General features: G+C 71.1%; 17 protein-coding genes and 1 tRNA gene. 9 read left to right on the top strand and 9 right to left on the bottom strand.

What is annotated here, in order from left to right; translation table 11 throughout:
* On the bottom strand, positions 1-1,338 hold a 1,338-nt coding region (locus tag IH45_RS0134640; protein ID WP_030677961.1), incomplete at its 3' end, for a DUF2252 domain-containing protein.
* Positions 1,339-1,570: 232 nt separating this feature from the next.
* Entirely contained in the window at positions 1,571-2,851 is a 1,281-nt protein-coding gene (locus IH45_RS0134645) for a membrane protein (protein ID WP_030677963.1), read from the bottom strand.
* A gap of 102 nt (positions 2,852-2,953) precedes the next feature.
* Between IH45_RS0134645 and IH45_RS0134650 the strand changes: the two genes are divergently transcribed.
* Positions 2,954-3,388, top strand: coding sequence for a MarR family winged helix-turn-helix transcriptional regulator (locus IH45_RS0134650; protein WP_030677966.1), 435 nt, complete (start codon positions 2,954-2,956; stop codon positions 3,386-3,388).
* Between the two features lie 137 nt (positions 3,389-3,525).
* Here the strand turns inward: IH45_RS0134650 and IH45_RS0134655 are convergent, their stop codons facing one another.
* The gene (locus IH45_RS0134655) at positions 3,526-3,888 is read right to left on the bottom strand and encodes a winged helix-turn-helix transcriptional regulator (RefSeq protein ID WP_030677968.1); all 363 of its coding nucleotides are present in this window, start codon (positions 3,886-3,888) and stop codon (positions 3,526-3,528) included.
* Positions 3,889-4,007: 119 nt separating this feature from the next.
* Between IH45_RS0134655 and IH45_RS0134660 the strand changes: the two genes are divergently transcribed.
* The gene (locus IH45_RS0134660) at positions 4,008-4,658 is read left to right on the top strand and encodes an FMN-dependent NADH-azoreductase (protein WP_030677982.1); all 651 of its coding nucleotides are present in this window, start codon (positions 4,008-4,010) and stop codon (positions 4,656-4,658) included.
* Positions 4,659-4,917: 259 nt separating this feature from the next.
* Here the strand turns inward: IH45_RS0134660 and IH45_RS0134665 are convergent, their stop codons facing one another.
* From IH45_RS0134665 to IH45_RS0134675, 3 genes are all read right to left on the bottom strand, one after another.
* Positions 4,918-5,604, bottom strand: a complete 687-nt coding sequence (locus tag IH45_RS0134665) for a response regulator transcription factor (protein WP_030677984.1) — start codon at positions 5,602-5,604, stop codon at positions 4,918-4,920.
* 85 nt (positions 5,605-5,689) lie between these two features.
* Positions 5,690-7,519, bottom strand: coding sequence for a sensor histidine kinase (locus IH45_RS0134670; RefSeq protein WP_234440788.1), 1,830 nt, complete (start codon positions 7,517-7,519; stop codon positions 5,690-5,692).
* Between the two features lie 97 nt (positions 7,520-7,616).
* Complete coding sequence (locus IH45_RS0134675) at positions 7,617-8,834, bottom strand: MFS transporter (RefSeq protein ID WP_050515391.1); 1,218 nt, start codon at positions 8,832-8,834, stop codon at positions 7,617-7,619.
* 117 nt (positions 8,835-8,951) lie between these two features.
* Between IH45_RS0134675 and IH45_RS0134680 the strand changes: the two genes are divergently transcribed.
* Positions 8,952-9,851: a LysR family transcriptional regulator gene (locus IH45_RS0134680; RefSeq protein WP_030677991.1), complete on the top strand. Its 900-nt coding sequence runs from the start codon at positions 8,952-8,954 to the stop codon at positions 9,849-9,851.
* A gap of 137 nt (positions 9,852-9,988) precedes the next feature.
* Here the strand turns inward: IH45_RS0134680 and IH45_RS0134685 are convergent.
* Positions 9,989-10,072 (bottom strand) — tRNA-Leu (locus IH45_RS0134685).
* Between the two features lie 637 nt (positions 10,073-10,709).
* Here IH45_RS0134685 and IH45_RS0134690 point away from each other — a divergent pair.
* The 6 genes from IH45_RS0134690 to pknB all read left to right on the top strand — a co-directional run bounded on the left by IH45_RS0134690 (position 10,710) and on the right by pknB (position 18,779).
* The gene (locus IH45_RS0134690) at positions 10,710-11,576 is read left to right on the top strand and encodes an FhaA domain-containing protein (RefSeq protein WP_030677994.1); all 867 of its coding nucleotides are present in this window, start codon (positions 10,710-10,712) and stop codon (positions 11,574-11,576) included.
* Positions 11,577-11,586: 10 nt separating this feature from the next.
* A complete protein-coding gene (locus IH45_RS0134695; RefSeq protein WP_030677996.1) occupies positions 11,587-12,114 on the top strand; it encodes an FHA domain-containing protein FhaB/FipA in 528 nt (175 codons plus the stop codon).
* A gap of 128 nt (positions 12,115-12,242) precedes the next feature.
* Positions 12,243-13,739, top strand: coding sequence for a PP2C family protein-serine/threonine phosphatase (locus IH45_RS0134700; RefSeq protein WP_030677998.1), 1,497 nt, complete (start codon positions 12,243-12,245; stop codon positions 13,737-13,739).
* Positions 13,740-13,762: 23 nt separating this feature from the next.
* Complete coding sequence (locus tag IH45_RS0134705; protein WP_030678001.1) at positions 13,763-15,160, top strand: FtsW/RodA/SpoVE family cell cycle protein; 1,398 nt, start codon at positions 13,763-13,765, stop codon at positions 15,158-15,160.
* Positions 15,157-16,626 carry a peptidoglycan D,D-transpeptidase FtsI family protein gene (locus IH45_RS0134710; RefSeq protein WP_030678004.1) on the top strand — a complete coding sequence of 490 codons (1,470 nt, stop codon included), beginning with the start codon at positions 15,157-15,159 and terminating at the stop codon, positions 16,624-16,626. Before IH45_RS0134705 ends, IH45_RS0134710 begins: the two co-directional genes overlap by 4 nt.
* Positions 16,627-16,772: 146 nt before the next feature.
* Positions 16,773-18,779, top strand: a complete 2,007-nt coding sequence (gene pknB / locus IH45_RS0134715) for a Stk1 family PASTA domain-containing Ser/Thr kinase (RefSeq protein WP_030678009.1) — start codon at positions 16,773-16,775, stop codon at positions 18,777-18,779.
* Positions 18,780-18,902: 123 nt separating this feature from the next.
* On the opposite strand, the gene IH45_RS0134720 is transcribed toward pknB, so the two are convergent.
* Both IH45_RS0134720 and IH45_RS0134725 read right to left on the bottom strand, forming a co-directional pair.
* Complete coding sequence (locus IH45_RS0134720; RefSeq protein WP_030678011.1) at positions 18,903-19,649, bottom strand: class E sortase; 747 nt, start codon at positions 19,647-19,649, stop codon at positions 18,903-18,905.
* A 25-nt stretch (positions 19,650-19,674) separates the two neighbouring features.
* The gene (locus IH45_RS0134725; protein ID WP_394298728.1) at positions 19,675-21,054 is read right to left on the bottom strand and encodes a class E sortase; all 1,380 of its coding nucleotides are present in this window, start codon (positions 21,052-21,054) and stop codon (positions 19,675-19,677) included.
* Positions 21,055-21,114: the final 60 nt, after the last annotated feature.

Raw genomic sequence — 21,114 nt, forward strand, 5'->3', positions numbered from 1 at the left:
CCTCCGCACCCCGCGCTCGCCCATCACCGCACCACGAGCACCACCCGCCGCACCCCGCACGGCCTCCCCCACACCACGCGCGGCCTCCCCCGCATCGCCCGCGGCCTCCCCCACACCACGCGTGCCGTTCCGCCTGCCACGCTCGCCGATTTCCGTGCCGCGCTCGCCGTTTCCGGGCCCACGCCCGCCGCCGGCGTCCATGCCCAGGCCCACGCCTGCCCCGTCGCCGCCCGCCCCCGGCTCATAAACCGTCGTCCACCCCAGCAAGCTGTCGCTGACCACCTGCATACGCCGCTGGCCGCGCACGATGCGTCGGCCCTCGTGCCCCACCGGCGGGACAGGGAAGCCAGCCTTTTCCGCATACGGTGCCAGTGCTGAGCTGCGTGCCTCCTTCACCTGGAGCACCAAGGGCTCGCCGCGGTGGTCGAGCAGCAGGACCACGTAGGAGCGCAGGCCAACGCTTCCCGTGCCCACCACCCGGAACGCCACGTCCTGCACCTCGTACCTGGCCATGAGCGGGAGCCGGTCCTCCGGCAGGGTGTCCAGGTAGCCGGTGAGCGAGGCGGCGACCGCGGCGGCCTCCGCGTCCGGTATGCGGCGCAGTACGGGTGGGGCGTCCACGAACCGCTTGCCGCCCTCGGGTATTCGCTCGGTCGACTTCGCCGCGAAGCGCGCGCTCGTGTTCTTACGGGCCTTGGCCACCACCCGCTCCAGCGTGCCCAGCAGGTCACGGGCGTCGGCGTACGAAACCAGCTGCTCGTCGGCTATCGCGTTCCAGGCGTCGGCGGCCGGCATGCCCGCCAGCAGCCGCATCGTGCGCCGGTACGTACCGACCGCGTCCAGGGCCGCCTCCCGGCACTGCTCCTCACCGGCCCCGGCCTCCCGGCCGGCCAGCACCAGTGAGGCCGCGAGCCGTTTCAGGTCCCACTCCCAGGGCCCGTACAAGGTCTCGTCGAAGTCGTTGAGATCCATCACCAGCTTGCCGCGGGCATCGCCGTAGAGACCGAAGTTGCCCGCGTGCGCGTCGCCGCATATCTGCGCGCCGATACCGGTCACGGGGCTGTTCATGAGGTCGTACGCCATCAGGCCCGCGGAGCCGCGCAGGAAGGCGAAGGGGCTGGCCGCCATCCGCCCGACCCGTATCGGCACCAGCTCCGGGAGACGGCCGGCGTTGGACTCCTCGACCGTCGTCACCGCGTCCGGCCGTCCGGCGTCGGGTGTGAACCGGCCCTGCGCGGAGCGTGGTGCCCGCTCCCGGAGCGCCTTGCCGAACGCCTTCGGCGAGGCCCCCCGCTCCTTGGGCTCGGCGAATCCCGGTACGTACGGCAACCGCGACATCGCGTGCCACCTCCCCCTTCGTTCCGTGCACCGTTCCCGGACCCGTCGCCCGGCCGCGTCGGAACGCCGACAGAATCCCTCGACCGGGCCGGTCTCCGGGGCGCTGTCTCCGCCGCGTGTGCACGACGGTACAGACAGGCCCCGCCTCGCGGCAGGGCCTGTGGATAACTCTCCGTGATGGGGTGTGAGGGGGCTGTGGAAAAGCCGGGGCTCCGTCCTGAACGCCCTCGGCTCAGACGCCGACCGCCTCTTCCATCTCCTCCTCGACGGCTGCCGAGCTGTCGGCGTTCGCGCTGGTCGCGGCGTGGGCCGGACGGCGTTCCGGCACCGTCGCCGCCACCGCGGCGGCCGCCACGGCCGTCGCGTTCGCGGCCGCGCTCTCGGCCGCGCGCCGTCGGCGTGCCTCGGCCAGGGCCGCCACACCGACCATCACGCAGCCCACGACCAGCCACAGCACCAGCGTCCAGACGTGCCCGGCGAGCCCGTTGCCGTTGAAGTAGACGTGGCTGCGGACGCCCTCCACGAACCCGGCGCCGTTCCAGAACGCATGCAGGGAGGCGAAGAATCCGTTCTGCAGCTCGGGGCGGAACACACCGCCCGCCGAGGTGAAGTTGAGCATCACGAACAGCGCCATCACGCCCAGCGTGGTCCAGCGCTTGAGGAACGTGTGCAGCCCGGTGCCGATCAGCAGGATGCCCGCCGAGTACAGCCAGGCCATGCTCCACAGGCCCCACAGGCCGTGGTCGACGAGGTGGAAGACCGGCCCGGCGAACAGCGTCCCGAGGATGCTGACCACGAACGAGGTGCCGACCGCCAGCATCGCGCGCATCCGGATCGGCAGCACGGCGCCGGCACCGCCGATCACCGCGACCGACGCGTACGAGCCGATGCTGATCGCGACCATCAGGAAGAACAGCCCCTGGGCCGTCGGGTCGTCCTCGGCGGGCGGCGCGACATCGGTGACCTTGAGCGGCACGCCCTGCTGGGCCGCGATGGGCGTGAAGATCTTCTGCACCACGGACGCCGTGGTGTCGGACCCGGCCGTGGCGACCACCAGCTCGGGCGCCGGCCTGGCCCCGCCGGCCTTGGCCGCGGTGGCGGACGCCGAAGCACCGGTGGCGGACGCCGGAGCACCGCCCGCCTTCGCGGCCGGGGCGCCGCCGCTCTTCGCGGTGGTCGCGCCGTCGCCGGAAGCGTGCGTGTCCATCACGTACGCGCCGAAGATGTCCTGGTGCTTGAGCTGGTCCACGGCCTCGGCCCGGCTGCCGACGGTGCGTACGTCCAAGCCACCGTGGGCCTTGTCGTTCATCGACTGGGCGAGCACCTGCGCCTGGGAGCCGGAGCCGACCACCGCGACCGGCAGGTGATTCGGCTCGGGGTGCGCGAACGCGCCCAGGTAGGCCAGACCCATCCCGATGCACATCAGCAGCGGGGTGATCAGGTGGGTGAGGACGTGCCGCAGATCGGCTCGGTGATCAGGGCGGTGGTGGTCGGGACGTCGGACCGAACTCATGCGTCGTGCCTTCTCAAGCTAGTCGCTCAGCATCGAGTAGTTGGCTTATACAACTCTCATTCCACGTTGTACTATACAACTACTTCAACGAAAGGCAAGCACGTGGCTCGCAGAGACGCATCCGTCGAGACCATCCAGCAGGAGATGACCGCGTTCGCCCGCCGGGCCCGCGCCACCGCCGCCCGCATGCACCCCGAGCTGTCGCTCGTCTCGTACACGCTGCTGGCGCACCTCGACGACCAGCAGGGATGCCGCGCGACCGACCTCGCCGCCCACTACCTGCTGGACAAGTCCACGGTCAGCCGGCAGATCTCCGCCCTGGAAAAGCTCGGCTTCGTCGAGCGCCGCGTCGATCCGGACGACCACCGCGTCCAGGTGCTGCACCCCACGGCCAAGGGCGCGCAGACTCTGGCGAACGTGACCGCCAGCCGCCGCCAGGCGTTCCACGAACGGCTCGCCGACTGGGACGAGGAGGACCTGGACCGCTTCGCGGACTACCTGCTGCGCTACAACGCCGCCCAGGCACGCCACGGCTAAGGTCCGGACGCGCCACGGCAGAGGCCCGTACATGCCATGACTGAGGTCCGATCACGCCACGGCAGAGGCCGTCCACCACCAGGCCTCACACACCTCGGGCACCCGGCGCGCCCCCGCGCGCCGTACGCCCTACCGCCTCACTCCCGGAAGCGCGCCGGACACTTCCCGCCTTCCGCGAGATACGTCTCCGCCCACCGGCCCAGCTCCTTGAGCGCGGGCTCCAGCGCCCGGCCCGCCTCGGTCAGCCGGTACGAGACACGCAGCGGCGGGCCTCCGTCGACCTCCCGGACGACCAGACCGGCCGCGGCCAGCTCCGTGAGCCGGTCCGAGAGCATGCGCTCGCTGATGCCGGGCACCGCGCGCCGCAGCTCGGCGAAGAACACCGGCCCCTCCATCAGGACGGACACGATCAGACCGGTCCACCGCTTGCCGAGCAGCCCGAAGACCCGCGCCATACCGGTGTCGACCTGCCTGCAGGCCCCTTCGCCGTGATCCGCCATGTGACCAGCGTACTGCCTTACCGTTGGGTACTGCGGAAAAGTAAGCTACTGTGTTAAACATAGGAACGCACGGAACTCTTCCTCAGGCCGCGCTTCGGCCGCGAACGAAGGACCGCCCCATGGCCACGCTTCTGCACCTCGATTCCTCCCTGTTCACCACCGATGGATCCGCTTCCCGCGCGGTGACCGCCGCCTTCCGCGAGGCCTGGGAGGAGGCGCACCCCGGCGGCACCGTCATCTACCGCGACCTCGCCGCGGACCCGCTGCCCCACCTGGACGCCGCCGGATTCTCCGCCGCTTTCGCCGACGCGGACGCCCACACCCCCGAGCAGCGGGCCGCGTTCGCGCGCCGTCTCGAACTGGTCGAGGAGCTGGAGAAGGCGGACGCCGTTCTCATCGGCGCCCCGATGTACAACATCACGATCCCGTCCACGCTGAAGGCGTGGCTGGACCACATCATCATCATGGGCCGCACCGCCGGTGAGGAGTCGTCCCTGAAGGGCAAGCCGGTCACCGTCGTCGCCAGCCGCGGCGGCTCGTACAAGCCGGGCACGCCCCGCGAGGGACTCGACTACGTCGAGACCTACCTGCAGGCCGTGCTGGGCACCCTGCTCGCCATGGAGGTCGACTTCATCGTCCCCGAGCTGACGATGGCGCCCACCAACCCCGCGATGTCGGAACTCATACCGCTGTACGAGGCCTCCCGCGATCAGGCCTTCCAGGAAGCCGCCGAGAAGGCCAAGGCCCTCGCCGAACGCCTCGCCGCCTGACGGCCCCGCACCCCACGGCCCGGCCCGAACAGGCCGGGCCCTCTGGCACACCGGCCTCGAACCACCCACCACCCGACGCCCACCATCCGGCGCCCAACGTCCGGTGCCCGGCGCCCGGCGTCCGATGCCCGAGCCCACGGCCCCGGTCCGGCCCGGCATTACGCACGGCCCGGCACCACGCGCAGCCCGGCTCAACGCAGCTCCGCCCGCGCCCAACCCGGCCCCGCTTCACCCCACCCCAAGCCGACCCGCCGCTGCCCTAACCCCCCAACCCCGCATCCCGGGCCAACAGCGCCGCCTGCACCCTGTTCTCGCACCCCAGCTTGGCCAGGATGCGGCTGACGTACGTCTTCACCGTCGCCTCGCTCATGTGGATGCGCTCGCCCGCGTCGGCGTTCGACAGTCCCTCGCCGAGCAGCGACAGCACCTCCATCTCCCGTTCCGTCAGGACCGAGAGCCGCTGTCCGGCCTCCTCCGCGCGCCGTGCCGTACGGGCCGCGGCGCTCTCCCCGCCGAGGTCGCTGCCACGCGCCACCAGCGAATCGGCCACGTGCCGCGTCGCCACCGGGGACATGTAGGCATGGCCTTCGGCCGCGGCACGCACCGCGCGGATCAGCTCGTCCGGCGCGGAGTCCTTCAGCAGGAAGCCCGCGCTGCCCTCGCCCATCGCACGCAGGACGTTGTCCCGCTCGCCGAACGTCGTCAGGATCAGGGCCCGTACGGAGGGTGCCGCGCGGCGCAGTTCGGCCAGCGCGGTCAAGCCGTCCATCACCGGCATCTGGATGTCCAGCAGCACCACGTCCGCGCCATGACCGCGTGCGGCCTCGACCGCCTCCTTGCCGTTCCCCGCCTCCGCCACCACCGAGATGTCCCCGGCCGAGGTGAGGATCATCCGGATACCGGCCCGGATGAGCGGCTCGTCATCGGCGACGATCACCCTGATCACTCGTACTCCCGCACCGGCTCGGTCGGCTGTTCCCACGGACAGCGCCATCATCCCCCCGTTCCCGCGCCGGTCCGTCCGGCCGCCCTCAGGACTTCCCCACGAAGGTCCGCTTCTCCACCAGCTTCCCGTCCTTGAAACAGAACCGGAACGCCTGCTCCTCGTCCCAGTCCGCCGACGGCTCCGTGGACGCGAACGTCTCGCAGCGCGCGCCCGCCGGCTTCGCGGGCCCCTGGGCGTTCAGGCCGCTGTTCACGAACGACCCCGGCGGCAACTGCTCGCGCACCTCGGCCTCCGGCCGGCCGATCCGCAGCTGCTCGTACGTGGTCGGCGAGACCGAACCGTCCTCCAGCGCCTTGAACAGCTCCACCATCCCCCACGCCGCCAGCACCCCCACGGCCACGACCACACCCGCCGCCAGGCCGCACCCCACGGCGAACCCCCTGCGCCGCGCCTCCCCGCGGAACATCGCCGTGTCCGGAGCCGCATACACCCGGGACCAGTCGATGACCGGCCGACCGTCCTTGCCGACACGCACCGCGGGGCGCGAATGGACCGGCTCCGCAGCCCCGGCGCCGGGCCCGGCCGACCGGTCCGGTGCCATCGACGCCGACGGCAGTACCGGCTCCGCCACGGTCGCGCCCACCGTCACCGGCCCGTACGGCAGGACCCCGGCGAGCCGGAAACCACCGTCCGGCAGCGGCCCGCTGTGCACCATGCCGCCGACCAGCCGGGCCCGCTCCCGCAACCCCGTCAGCCCCTGCCCGCCACTGACCTCGGGCCCGGCGGCCGAACCCGGCGGCACCGGCCCGTTGACCACCTCGACCAGCAGCGAATCCGGTTCGTACCGCAGCGCCACCGTCACCGGCGCGCCCGCGGCGTGCTTGTGCGCATTGGTCAGCCCCTCCTGCACGATGCGGTACGCGGCCCGGTCGACGGCCGGGGCCAGCGCCAGCGGATCCCCGGAGCGGGCGACGGATATTCGCGCCCCCGCGCCGCGCGACGCCTCGACCAGCCCGTCCACCTGGGCCACGCCGCGCTGCCCCGCATCCGGAGCCGTACCGGCACCGATCGCCGGACGCACCGCCGCCGCGTCCTCCGTCTCGTCCCTGAGCAGGCCGACCACCTCGCGCAGCTCCCGCATCGCCGCCACCGAGGCACCGCGCAGCACACCGACCGCCTCCCGCTGCTGCGCGTTGAGTTCGGAGTCCACCTCCAGCGCACCCGTGTGCACGGCGATCAGGGTGAGCTGATGGCCCAGGCTGTCGTGCATGTCCTGCGCGATGCGCTGCCGCTCCCGCAGCTGCGTCTGGCGGGCGATCATCGCGTTCTCCCGCAGGAGCTGCGTGCGCTGGGCGTGCAGCGTGTCCACCAGGGTGCGGTGCTGGGACCAGTACCGGCTCGCTATCCCGGGCATGGCCACTATCGCCAGGAAGGACACCGCCAGGACCATCAGCTTCTCCGGCGACACCCGTGGAAGGTCCTGCACCAAAGGCACCGCCATGCTCAGCACGAGCGCCGCCGCGAACACCACCAGCGCCCGCGCACTGCCCGCGATCCGCCGACCGGCCGACCAGCCCGCCACGATCAGCAGCGCCGATATCCCCATGAACAGCCAGCTCAGCGAGGCCGCGAGGATCAGCACCGCACCGGGCAGGGCGCGCCGCAGCGGCGCGAGCAGCATCACCGCCACCGTCACCAGCCACGTACGGACCTCGCCGCTGCCGGCGATCTCCTCCGCGCCGAGCGCGATCAGCCCCAGCAGCAGGGCCAGCAGCAGTTCGCCGAAGACGCGGTACGGCGGCCACTGCTCCCGGCGGACCAGGCGCCGCCACGCCCGCCCGCCGGCCGCCCGGACCTCCGCGCCGCGGACCGCCGCTCCCCGGGCCGCCACCTGTGCCTTCCCCGTGATGTTCACGTACTGAGCGTAGGAAAGCCCCACCGGCCGGCACAGTCATCGTTCGTCGCTCGCCGCAGCAACGAAAGTCGCTGATTCCGCAGGCCCGTGACGCTCCTCACCCGCTCCTCATCGCGACGCCGCCCCCGGCCCCCGGCCGGCACGCGACCGCCACCAGCGCCCCCGCGGCCAGCGCGCCCCCGAGCCACAGCACCCCGGTGAGCCCCCAGCCGTCCACGGCCCGGCCCCCGCCGAACGCGCCCAGCGCGATCGCCGCGTTGAACACCCCCACGAACAGCGCCGACGCCGCCTCCCGCGCCCGCGGCGCCACCGCCATCAGCCACGTCTGCGTACTGACCGACACCCCTCCGTACGCCAGCCCCCACACCGCCAGCAGCGCCACCGCACCCGGCACACCCACCCCCAGCAGGGGCACCAGAAGCACCGCCCCGGCCAGCACCCCGCTGATCACCAGCAACGTGCCGCGCGGCGACCGCCCCGCCCCCGCACCGCCCACGAAGTTCCCGGCCACCCCGGCCACCCCGTACACGAGAAGCAGCGTGCTGATCACCCCGGGACCGACCCCGGACACCTCCTCCAGCACCGGCCGCACATACGTGTACGCCGCGAAGTGCCCGCCCACCAACAACGCCACCACGATCAGCCCCGTCCGCACCCGCGCGTCCCGGAACAGCCGCAGCACCCCGTCCAGCCGTACCGCACCCTCCGCCGGCAGCGGCGGCAGCAGGACCGCCAGCGCCACCGCGACCAGCGCCGACAGCGCGGCCACCGCGGCGAACGCGGCCCGCCAGCCGCCGAGTTGCCCGATCAGGGTCCCCGCCGGCACCCCGAGCACCGACGCGACCGCCACCCCACTGAAGATCAACGATGTCGCCGCGGCCACCGACCGCGCCGCCACCAGCCGCACCGCCAGCCCCGCCGCGAGCGCCCACACCCCGCCCATCCCCGCCCCGACCAGCACCCGGGCCACCAGCATCACCCCGAAACCCGGCGCCCAGGCGGCCAGCAGATTGGCCGCCGCCAGCATCGCCAGCAGCCCGCACAGCACCCGCCGCCGGTCCGCCCGGCCCACCGCCAGCGTGAGCACCGGCGCCCCCACCGCCGCGACCACACCGGTCACGGTGAGCGTCAGCCCCGCCGTACCGTCCGTCACCCCCAGCGCGCCCCCCATGGGCGTCAGCAGCCCCACCGGCAGCATCTCCGACGTCACCACCGTGAACGTGGCAGCCGCCAGCGCTCCCACCGCGGCCCAGCCCGCGCCCCTGCCCCGCCGCAACCCGCCGTCGCGGCCCGTCGTTTCCTCGATCGTCGTCATGCACCCCAGCCAATGCGCAGCCGCCCGCGGGAACAACGGCGAACAGCTCACGCTTCCATGAGCGTGGCTCATCGATCCCGGAGTACCCGGAGTACCCCACCCGCCCGGTGCGACACCCTGCCCACCGCTCCCGGCGGCCTGGAGATCCGTGAACTGGAGTGCTTCCTCGTCCTCGCCGAGGAACTGCACTTCGGCCGCGCCGGCGCGCGCCTGTACGTCTCCCAGAGCCGCGTCAGCCAGCTCCTGCGCGCCCTGGAACGCCGTGTCGGCGCCCGCCTCGTGGAACGCTCCAGCCGCCGGGTCCGCCTCACCCCGCTCGGTACCGACTTCCTCGCTGCCCTGCGCCCCGCCTACGAAGCGCTGCGCGGCACGGTCGACGCCACCGTGGCCGCCGCCCGCGGCATCAAGGGCCGGTTGCGCATCGGCTTTCAGGGCACCGCCGACGACCGGATCATGGAGGCCATCGACACGTTCCACGCCCGCCACCCCGGCTGCGCCACGGAGATCGTCGAAATCCCCCTCCAAGATCCCTTCGGCCCGCTGCGCCGCGACGAGGTCGACGCCGCCGTCGTCCTGCTGCCCGTCGAAGAACCAGGCCTCGTACTGGGGCCGGTCTTCTCCGAGCAGCAGCAGACGCTCGCCGTATCCGTACGCCACCCCTTCGCGTCCCGTACGCGCCTCGACGCCGAGGACCTGGCCGACGGCCCCCTCATCGCCGTCGAAGGCCCGGCCCCCGACTACTGGCGGTACGCCCAGGCCCCCATCAGCACCCCCGGCGGCCGCCCCATCCCGCCCGGGCCCGCCGTCCGCACCCTCCAGGAGGGCCTGACCCTGGCCGCGGCCGGCCGCGGCGCGATGCTGCTCTGCCGGCCCACGGCGGACTACCACGGCCGCCGCGACATCACTTTCGTACCGGTCGACGGGCTGCCGGACTCCGCACTCGGCCTCGTCTGGCACCAGGACCGCGAGACCGCGCGCACCCGCGCCTTCAGCACGGCCGTCACCGATGTGACGTAGCCCTCATCAGCGCTTTTCGGACAATGAGCGGCGGGCCGGCCGCACCGCGGAACGACGGGGCCACGCACAACGAAAGACGGGGCCACGTACAACGAAAGACCCCCGGTCCGGGAATCCCGGACCGGGGGTCTCATCTGTGCGCGAGGGGGGAGTTGAACCCCCACGCCCTTTCGGGCACTGGAACCTGAATCCAGCGCGTCTGCCTATTCCGCCACCCGCGCATTGGGTGTGTCGTCAGATTCTCTCACGTGATCCGGGCTGTTCCGTCCGGGTCTTGTGCTGTCGCCTTCCGACACCCAGAACATTAGCACGCTGTCCGGGGTGCAATCACATCCGTTCTCCGCGGCCCGCTCCCGACGCCGCACGGCGGGCCCGCCCGCGAACCCGGCACCCCACCTGCCGGTCCTTCGACCGTGACCTCCGGCCCCGCCGGCCGGCCCACCCGTCACGGCGCCGCGACGGCCCGGCCGGCCCGGCCCGTTTTCCGCCGCCGCGCCCGCTGCCCCGCCCGGTCGGTGAACCCGGCGGTTGCGGGACACTGTGAGTGGGGCACATCTACGATCGCAGTGCCATCGCAACGCCGGCGCGGTCACATCGCGAAGCCATCGCGGTGCCACGGCCCGCCCGGGTGCGGTGACACAGCACGCAGCACCACGGCGGCACCGCGGCCCCATCGCGGTGGCACCGGAGTGACGCACCCGTAAGCAGGCGTGAGCAACCTTGTGAGGGGCGACACTCGTCCTCACGGCGGGAAAGGGGAACCAGCCGATTTCCCGGCGCGTGGATACGATCAGTAAGCAGTATCAGGACGACCCTGTCGAAGACCGACCTGACGAAGACTGAGGAAGGAGGTGCCCCGTGGGAGTACTGAAGCGCTTCGAGCAGCGTCTCGAAGGTCTCGTCAACGGCACCTTCGCCAAGGTGTTCAAGTCCGAGGTGCAGCCCGTTGAGATCGCCGGCGCGCTCCAGCGCGAGTGCGACAACAACGCCACCATCTGGAACCGCGACCGCACGGTCGTCCCCAACGACTTCATCGTCGAACTGAGCACCCCCGACTACGAGCGGCTCAGCCCGTACAGCGGCCAGCTCGGAGACGAGCTCTCCGGCATGGTCCGCGACTACGCCAAGCAGCAGCGCTACACCTTCATGGGCCCGATCAAGGTGCACCTGGAGAAGGCCGACGACCTCGACACCGGCCTGTACCGCGTCCGCAGCCGCACCCTCGCGTCCAGCACGTCCCAGGAGCACCCGGGTGCCGCCGCCGCGGCACAGCGCCCCACCGCGCCCCGGAGCAGCCCGTCCGGCCCCGGCGGACACGTGGGCCCGCCCCCCATGCCGACCTCGCCGCCCGCGTCCCGGGCCGGGGCACCGGGCGCCGGTGCCCCGGCGGGTCAGGCCTCCGAAGGCTGGTACCAGAACCGCGGCGGAGCGGACCGGAGCGCGCAGACGCGGCGCTGGATCGAGATCAACGGCAACCGCCACCAGATCTCCCGCCCCACGCTCGTCCTGGGCCGCAGCACCGACGCCGACGTACGCATCGACGACCCGGGAGTCTCCCGCCGGCACTGCGAGATCCGCGTCGGAACGCCGCCGACGGTCCAGGACCTGGGCTCTACCAACGGCATCGTGGTAGACGGACAGCACACCACCCGCGCTACGCTCCGCGACGGCTCGCGGATCGTCGTGGGCAGTACCACCATCGTTTACCGGCAAGCCGAAGGGTGAAGCGGGGGCAATGTCAGAGCTGACCCTCACGGTCATGCGGTTGGGTTTCCTCGCCGTACTGTGGCTGTTCGTCATCGTGGCCGTCCAGGTCATCCGCAGCGACCTGTTCGGCACGCGCGTCACACAGCGCGGCGCCGCCCGCCGCGGCGGCCAGGAGGGGCGCGCGCAGCAGCGCCAGCAGGCCGCCCCGCCGCAGCAGCGCCGCCAGGAAGGCGGCCGCGGCAACAACCGTCAGCGCCGCGGGGCCCCCACAAAGCTGGTGGTCTCCGAGGGCACGTTGACGGGTACGACCGTCGCCCTCCAGGGACAGACCATCTCCCTGGGCCGCGCGCACGACTCCACGATCGTGCTGGACGACGACTACGCCTCCAGCCGACATGCCAGGATCTACCCGGACCGTGACGGCCAGTGGATCGTCGAGGATCTCGGGTCCACCAACGGCACGTATCTCGACCGGACCCGACTGACGACCCCGACACCGATTCCGCTGGGAGCCCCGATCCGCATCGGCAAGACCGTCATCGAGCTGCGGAAGTAGTGCTACGTCATGAAAGAGCGCGAGCGGAGCGAGCGAGCCGCGGCGGTCCACTCGACGGACCCGAGCGTGCTCCCGACCGGAGGGTGGGCACCGTGCGGATGTACCCCGAGCCGACGGGCGAGGTGCGTATGAGTCTGTCACTGCGCTTCGCCGCCGGATCGCACAAGGGCATGATCCGGGAGGGCAACGAGGACTCCGGCTATGCCGGCCCCCGCCTGCTCGCCATCGCCGACGGCATGGGCGGCCAGGCCGCCGGCGAGGTCGCCTCCTCCGAGGTGATCTCCACCCTCGTCCAGCTCGACGACGACGTCCCCGGCTCCGACATCCTCACCTCCCTCGGTACGGCCGTCCAGCGCGCCAACGACCAGCTGCGCGTCATGGTCGAGGAGGACCCGCAGCTGGAGGGCATGGGCACCACCCTGACCGCCCTGCTGTGGACCGGACAGCGGCTCGGCCTCGTCCACGTCGGCGACTCCCGCGCGTACCTGCTGCGCGACGGCGTCCTGACGCAGATCACGCAGGACCACACCTGGGTGCAGCGGCTCGTCGACGAGGGCCGCATCACCGAGGAGGAAGCCACCACCCACCCGCAGCGCTCCCTGCTGATGCGCGCGCTGGGCAGCGGCGACCACGTCGAACCGGACCTGTCGATCCGCGAGGTCCGGGCCGGCGACCGCTACCTGATCTGCTCCGACGGCCTGTCCGGCGTGGTCAGCCACCAGACCCTCGAAGACACCCTCGCCAGCTACCAGGGCCCGCACGAGACCGTGCAGGAACTGATCCAGCTGGCGCTGCGCGGCGGCGGCCCCGACAACATCACCTGCATCGTCGCCGACGTCCTGGACGTCGACGCGAGCGACACCCTCGCCGGCCGGCTCAACGACACCCCGGTCGTCGTCGGCGCGGTCGCCGAGAACCAGCACCAGCTCAACGACCCCAGCACCCTGCAGACCCCGGCCGCGCGCGCCGCCGAGCTGGGCCGTCACCGCGACACGCCGCAGGCCGAGCCGGGCGGTGCCTTCGGCCCTCCTGGCAGCGGAATCGACATCGCGGGGCCGCCACAGGGCTCGTTCGGCGCGTTCTCCGACGAGGACTTCGTCAAGCCGGAACGCCGCGGCGGCAGATGGATCAAGCGCTCGCTGATCATCGTGCTGGCGCTCGCCGTCGTCGGCGGCGGGCTGTACGCGGGCTACCGCTGGACGCAGACGCAGTACTTCGTCGGCGCCAAGGACGACCACGTCGCGCTCTACCAGGGCATCAGCCAGGACCTCGCCTGGATCAAGCTCAACAAGGTCGACGAGGACCACCCCGAGATCGAACTCAAGTACCTCCCCGTCTACCAGCGCAACCAGGTCAAGGAGACCATCGCCGTCGACAACCGCAACCAGGCCGTCGACAAGGTCACCGAACTGGGCAAGCAGGCCGGTGCCTGCCGCTCCAAGGAGCAGCGGGAAGCGGCGGACCGCAAGGCGGCGGAGGAACGCAGGAAGGCCGAGGAAGAGGCCCGCAAGAACAAGGGCAAGCCCGGGAAGCCGGCGACCCCGACGCCCACTCCCACCACCAGCCAGACGCCCCCCTCCGAGGAGCAGCAGAAGCTGGAAAAGAATTGCAGCACCCAGCAGTGAGGGCGTAGGGGGCCGTAGAACTGATGAGCAGTACCACCACCACGACCACCGTGGGCACCATCGGTGCCCCGAGCCGCCGCAACACCGAGCTGGCCATGCTCGTCTTCGCGGTGCTCATCCCGGTCTTCGCCTACATCAACGTGGGCCTGGCCAAGGAGGGCTCGGTCCCGGCAGGCATCCTGGGCTACTCCCTCGGCCTCGGCCTGCTGGCCGGCGTCACCCACCTCGTCGTACGCAAGTGGGCCCCGTACGCCGACCCGCTGATGCTGCCCATCGCGACCCTCCTCAACGGTCTCGGCCTGGTCTTCATCTGGCGCCTCGACCAGGAACCGCAGATCACCACCAAACAGCTCGGCGGCGCCATGGCCCCCGGGCAGATGATGTGGTCGACGCTCGGTGTCGCCCTGTTCCTCGGCGTCCTGATCTTCCTCAAGGACCACCGTGTCCTGCAGCGCTACACCTACATCTCGATGGTCGTCGCGCTGGTCCTGCTGATCGCGCCGGTCTTCTTCCCGGCGAAGTTCGGCGCCCGCATCTGGATCACCATCCCCGGCGTCGGTTCACTGCAGCCGGGTGAGTTCGCCAAGATCGTCATCGCGATCTTCTTCGCGGGCTACCTGATGGTCAAACGGGACGCGCTGGCGCTGGCCAGCCGCCGCTTCATGGGCCTGTACCTGCCGCGCGGCCGCGACCTCGGCCCGATCCTGGTCATCTGGGCACTCAGCCTGATGATCCTGGTCTTCGAGACCGACCTCGGTACGTCCCTGCTCTTCTTCGGCCTCTTCGTGGTCATGCTGTACGTGGCCACCGAACGGACCAGCTGGATCGTCTTCGGCCTGCTGCTCAGCGGCGCCGGCGCGGTGGCGGTGGCCACCTTCGAGTCCCACGTGCAGACCCGTGTGCACAACTGGCTCAACCCCCTGGAGCTGCTCAACGGCGGCGTCACCGAAACCGCCCAGGCCATGTACTCCTTCGGCTCCGGCGGCATCCTCGGCTCCGGCCTCGGCCAGGGCTACTCCCGCCTCATCGGCGGCATCGCGCCCAAGAGCGACTACATCCTCGCCACCGTCGGCGAGGAGGCCGGCCTCGCCGGCCTGATGGCGATCCTGCTGCTGTACGGCCTGCTCATCGAGCGCGGCATCCGTACGGCGCTGGCCGCCCGCGACCCGTTCGGCAAGCTGCTCGCCGTCGGCCTGTCCGGCGCGTTCGCCCTCCAGGTCTTCGTCGTCGCCGGCGGTGTCACCGGCCTGATCCCGCTGACCGGTATGACCATGCCCTTCCTCGCCCAGGGCGGCTCCTCCGTCATCGCGAACTGGGCCCTGGTCGCGCTCCTGCTGCGCATCAGCGACACCGCGCGCCGGCCCGCCCCGGCCCCCGCCCCCTCCACCGACGCCGAGATGACCCAGGTGGTCCGCCCGTGAACAAGCCTCTGCGCCGCGTAGCGATCTTCTGCGGCCTGCTGGTTCTCTCTCTGCTCATCCGCGTCAACTGGGTGCAGTTCGTTCAGGCCGACGAGCTGAAGAACGACACGCACAACCGGCGGGTGGCCATCGAGCGCTACAGCCAGCCGCGCGGCAACATCATCGTCGGCGGCAAGGCCATCACCGGCTCGACCACCAACGACAGCGGCGACTTCAAGTACAAGCGGACCTACAAGGACGGCGCGATGTGGGCGCCGGTCACCGGCTACGCGTCCCAGGCGTTCGGCTCCAACCAGCTGGAGAAGCTCAACGACAGCATCCTGTCCGGCACCGACGACAAGCTCTTCTTCAGCCGTACGGTCGACATGTTCACCGGCGACAAGCAAAAGGGCGGCGACGTCGTCACCACGCTGAACCCCAAGGCGCAGAAGGCCGCCTACGACGGCCTGGGCAAGAGCAAGGGCGCGGTCGCCGCGATCAACCCGGAGACCGGCGCGATCCTGGCGCTGGCCAGCACCCCGTCGTACGACCCGTCCACCTTCGCCGGCATGTCCGACAAGGACGCCAAGGCGTACAACGGGCTGCTGAAGCAGAACAACCCGGACGACCCGATGCTCAACCGGGCGCTGCGCCAGACCTACCCGCCGGGCTCGACGTTCAAGGTCGTCACCGCCGCCGCCGCGCTGGAGAACGGTCTCTACAGCGACATCAACGCCAAGACCGACTCGCCGCTGCCCTGGTACCTGCCGGACACCGCGCACCAGCCGCTGAACAACGAGGGCAACATCCCCTGCGAGAACGCCAGCCTCAAGGAAGCCCTGCGCTGGTCCTGCAACACCGTCTTCGGCAAGATCAGCGCCGACCTCGGCAACAAGAAGATGAAGGCCGAGGCGGAGAAGTTCGGCTTCAACAACGCCGAGGTCGACACCCCGGTACGGGCCGCCGAGAGCGTCTACCCCACCGACAACCGGCCGCAGAACGCGATGGCCGGCATCGGCCAGGCCTCCAACCGCGCCACCCCGCTGCAGATGGCCATGATCACCTCGGCCATCGCCAACGGCGGCAAGCTGATGAAGCCGTACATGGTCGACCAGCTGGTGGCCCCCAACCTCAACGTCGTGCAGCAGCACACGCCGGAGGCGATGAGCCGGCCGCTGAAGCCGGAGAACGCCCAGAAGCTCCAGGAGATGATGGAGGGTGTCGTCAAGAACGGCACCGGCACCAACGGCCAGATCGACGGCGTCACCGTCGGCGGCAAGACCGGCACCGCCCAGCACGGCGAGAACAACAAGGACAACCCGTACGCCTGGTTCATCTCCTACGCCAAGACCTCCAAGGGAACGCCGGTGGCCGTCGCCGTCGTGATCGAGGGCTCGGACACGCTCCGCGGCGACATCGCGGGCGGCAAGCTGGCCGCCCCCATCGCCAAGAAGGTCATGGAGGCGGTACTCGACGGCAAGAAGTGACCCCGGTCACGCCAATACCGGTCGGATATCAGGTGCCGGTCGCGGCCGGGCCCCGCACGGCGTGCCGGGTACGGTATGCCCGAACAGCACACCGCCGGACCACACACGGGTGCGGTCGGGACTGACGGAGAGGGCTGGAGAAGCTTATGGAAGAGCCGCGTCGCCTCGGCGGCCGGTACGAGCTGGGCTCGGTGCTCGGCCGCGGCGGCATGGCCGAGGTCTACCTCGCCCATGACACCCGCCTGGGCCGCACCGTCGCCGTGAAGACACTGCGGGTGGACCTCGCCCGCGACCCGTCCTTCCAGGCCCGGTTCCGCCGTGAGGCCCAGTCGGCCGCCTCGCTGAACCACCCGTCGATCGTCGCGGTCTACGACACCGGCGAGGACTACGTCGACGGCGTCTCCATCCCGTACATCGTCATGGAGTACGTCGACGGCTCCACCCTGCGCGAACTGCTGCACTCCGGCCGCAAGCTGCTGCCCGAACGGTCGCTGGAGATGACCATCGGCGTGCTCCAGGCGCTGGAGTACTCCCACCGGGCCGGCATCGTCCACCGCGACATCAAGCCCGCCAACGTCATGCTGACCCGCACCGGCCAGGTGAAGGTCATGGACTTCGGCATCGCCCGCGCGATGGGCGACGCCGGGATGACGATGACGCAGACCGCCGCGGTCATCGGCACGGCGCAGTACCTCTCGCCCGAGCAGGCCAAGGGCGAGCAGGTCGACGCCCGCTCGGACCTGTACTCGACCGGCTGTCTGCTCTACGAGCTGCTCACGGTCCGGCCGCCGTTCGTCGGCGACTCGCCCGTCGCCGTCGCCTACCAGCACGTACGCGAAGAGCCGCAGCCGCCGAGCGCCTTCGACCCCGAGATCACGCCCGAGATGGACGCCATCGTCCTCAAGGCCCTGGTCAAGGACCCCGACTACCGCTACCAGTCGGCGGACGAGATGCGCGCCGACATCGAGGCGGCCCTCGACGGGCAGCCCGTCGCGGCCACCGCGGCCCTCGGCGCGGTCGGCTACGACCAGGACCAGCCGACGGCAATGCTGCGCCCGCAGGACCCGGCCGGTCAGACCTCGATGCTGCCGCCGATGAACCCGGACGACGGCGGCTACGGCTACGACGAGCGGCCCGACCGGCGCCGCGGCGGTGGCGGCCAGAAGAAGAAACACACCTCGACGATCCTGCTCGTCATCGCGGGCATCCTCGTCCTGGCCGGTGCGATCTTCATCGGCAAGGCGATGTTCACCGGCCAGAACACCAACAACGACCTCAAGGTGCCGGACCTGACGGGCAAGACCTTCGAAGAGGCCAAGCAGCGCGGCGTCAACGGCGGCTTCAAGGTTGTCAAGGACGGCAGCACCGCCTGCGAGAACGCCGAGAAGGGCCAGGTCACCAAGCAGCAGCCGGCGGCCGACCAGACGGTCGCCAAGGACGGAACGGTGTCGGTGACGATGTGCACCGGGCCGGAGAAGGTCACCATCCCCGACGTCACGGGCCTGACCTTCGACAAGGCGAAGGACGACCTGAACAAGAAGGGCTTCCAGGACGTCCAGAAGACCGAGCGGGTCTCCGACCGTCCGGAGGGCACGGTCGTCGACCAGGACCCCAAGGGGCAGAGCGAGGGCACCAAGAAGTCCAAGATCACGCTGGTGGTCGCCAAGAAGTCGCCGACGACCACGGTGCCGCAGGTGACCGGCCAGGACTTCAACGCGGCGCAGAAGCAGCTCACGGACCTCGGGTTCCAGGTCGCGAAGACCGAGCAGGAGACCTCCGACCCGAACCAGGCCGGCAAGGTCATCTCACAGACCCCGGGCGGCAACTCGCAGGCCAGGAACGGCTCGACGATCACGCTGACCGTCGGCAAGGCGGCCGAGCAGAAGCCGGTGCCCACCGTCGTCGGCCAGTCCGTCAAGGACGCCAAGAAGGCCCTGCAGGACGCCGGCTTCACGAACATCCAGTTCGCGAACGGCAGCTCGCAGGACGACAAGGCCCGCGTGATCACCCAGGACCCGCAGCCGAACACGCCGTCCAACCCCGGGTCCACGACGGTGACGCTCACCACGATGGGCGGCTCCCCCAGCGGGGACCACGACGGCGGTGACGAGGGCGGCATATTCGACAACTGGTGGGGCCGGCACAAGCGCTGACCGCCGGCCACCGACCGCCGCTGTACGGGAAAGCCCCGGCACCCTGGGAAGGGGCCGGGGCTTTGCCGTGCGGCCCCGGCACGGGGCCGGGGGCGGCGTCGTGCGGTGCGGCTCGCGCCGTCGTCAGCGCAGTTCCTTCGGCGGGGTGCGCTTGGCGTCGACCTTCTCGGTGCGCTCCAGCTCGCCCCAGACGATGTAGCGGTACGTGGAGGTGTAGACCGGCGTGCAGGTCGTCAGCGTGATGTAGCGGCCCGGCTTGCGCTTGCCGGACTCCTCGGGGACCTTGTCCAGGACGTCCACGTTGTACTTCGAGGTCTCGTCCAGCGACGCGTAGACCTTGTAGACGTACCAGGTGTCCTTGGACTCGAAGACGATCGCGTCGCCGTTCTTGAGCTTGTCGATGTTGTGGAACTTGGCGCCGTGCCCGTCGCGGTGCGCCGCGAGCGAGAAGTTGCCCCGCTTGTCCTGCGGCAGGGCCGACTTGACCGGCTCGGTGTAGTAGCCGGCCACTCCCTCGTTGAGGATGTCGGGGTCGATGCCCTTCTTGACGAGCACCTCGCCGTTCTTCATCGCCGGGACGTGCAGGAATCCGATGCCGTCCTTGGTGTCGAGCGCGCCCGGGCCCGTCGGCGTCGTCGCCCAGTTCCGGCGCACCGTGTCGCCCTGCTTGTGCGCCTCGCGGTCGGCCAGGACGTTCGTCCACCACAGCGAGTAGACGACGAAGAGGGCCAGGATCAGCCCCAAGGTGATCAGCAGCTCGCCGATGACGCTGACGACGGCGGCGACGCGCCTGCGCAGCCGGCGCGGCGGCACGGACGCCGGTGCCTCCGCCGCCGGGCCGGTGTCCTCGTCGTGTCCGGTGGCAGTCACCGCGTGGTACCCCTCTTACGTTCGCTCAGCTGACGAGCGCATCCGGCTTGCCCTTGCTCCGCGGCCGCTCCTCGACCATCTTGCCCCAGACGATCATCCGGTAGGTACTGGTGAACTCCGGAGTGCAGGTCGTGAGCGTGAGGTAGCGGCCGGGGCCGGTGAACCCGGAGCCCTTCGGCACCGGGCCGATCACCCCGATGTTCCGCGGGGAGGTCTGCGGGAGGATGCTCTCCATCGTGTACGTGTAGTACGTGCTGCGCGTCTCGACGACGATCTTGTCGCCCTTGGTGAGCCTGTTGATGTAGCGGAACGGCTCGCCATGGGTGTTGCGGTGCCCGGCCACGGCGAAGTTGCCCTGCTTGTCCCAGGGCATCGCCGTCTTCACGCTGTTCTTGTCGTAGTGGCCGACCATGCCGCGGTCCAGCACCGCGGGCTTGCTGATGCCCTCCGCGACCGGGACCTTCACGTCCAGCTTGGGGATATACAGGATCGCGAAGCCCTGGCCCGGCGTGAAGGCGTCCGGCTTGCGGTCCTCACCGCCCTCGTCCCACTCGTGCTCCAGGCTGTTGGCGGTACCGCCCGCCTGCTGCTGCGCCCGGACGTTCGTCCACCACAGCTGATAGGTGACGAAGAGCAGCATCAGAACGCCGAGGGTGATGAACACCTCGCCCAGGGCACGGCTCATGATGACGCCGGCGCTGTCCTTGCGCGCCCGCTCGGCCCGTCGGGCCTCCAGCCGCGACATGGGGGCGGAAGACGTCTCAGCGCCCGAGGAGGGGGCGGTGGCGGCCTCTGCCGGGGAACCACGCCGTCCACGCCTGTTCCCGCGTTTGGCGGCCTCCTGGGCGGCTTTACGCCGGGCGGCGCGGCCACCGGTCGTCGGCGGGGTGGTCGGCGACGCGTCGGTTTCACGTGAAACAACGTCCGGCCCACCGCGGTCGCCGCCCTTCTCGGCCTGCCGGAGCGCCATGGTCTCGGCGTCGGGTATCGGGGCGTACGGCCCGGGCGGCCCGGGCTGATCCTCGTCCGGAGCGGACTGCTCGACGTACGGAGCGGACTGCTCGACGTACGGAGCGGACTGCTCGACGTACGGGTCGACCTGCTCCACGTACGGGTCGACCTGCTCGACGTACGGACGGGCCAGATCCTCGTACGGACCGGGTTGCGCCGCGGCCTGGGGCTGGGCCGAGGGCTGCGGCTCGGGGTCCGTCGCCTGGGTCTGCGTCTCCGCCTGACGCGGGCGGAACCACGGCGAACCGCTGCTCGCGGAAGCGGAACGCGACGGGGAGGATGCGGCGTCCGGCCCGGTGTCCGGACGGCTCAAGCCGGGGCCGGGGCCCTGCGTGTCGCGGTCGGCGTCCGGTCGCGGCTGCGACGCCGGCGGGGGGCCCGGCAGCGGGTCCATCAGCGGGTCGGCCAGCTGTCCCACGGCCGCCTCGAACGCCTCCCGGCCGTACGTACCGTC

It is taken from the genome of Streptomyces rimosus subsp. rimosus (genome assembly GCF_000720725.1).
Taxonomy (GTDB): Bacteria; Actinomycetota; Actinomycetes; order Streptomycetales; family Streptomycetaceae; genus Streptomyces; species Streptomyces rimosus_A.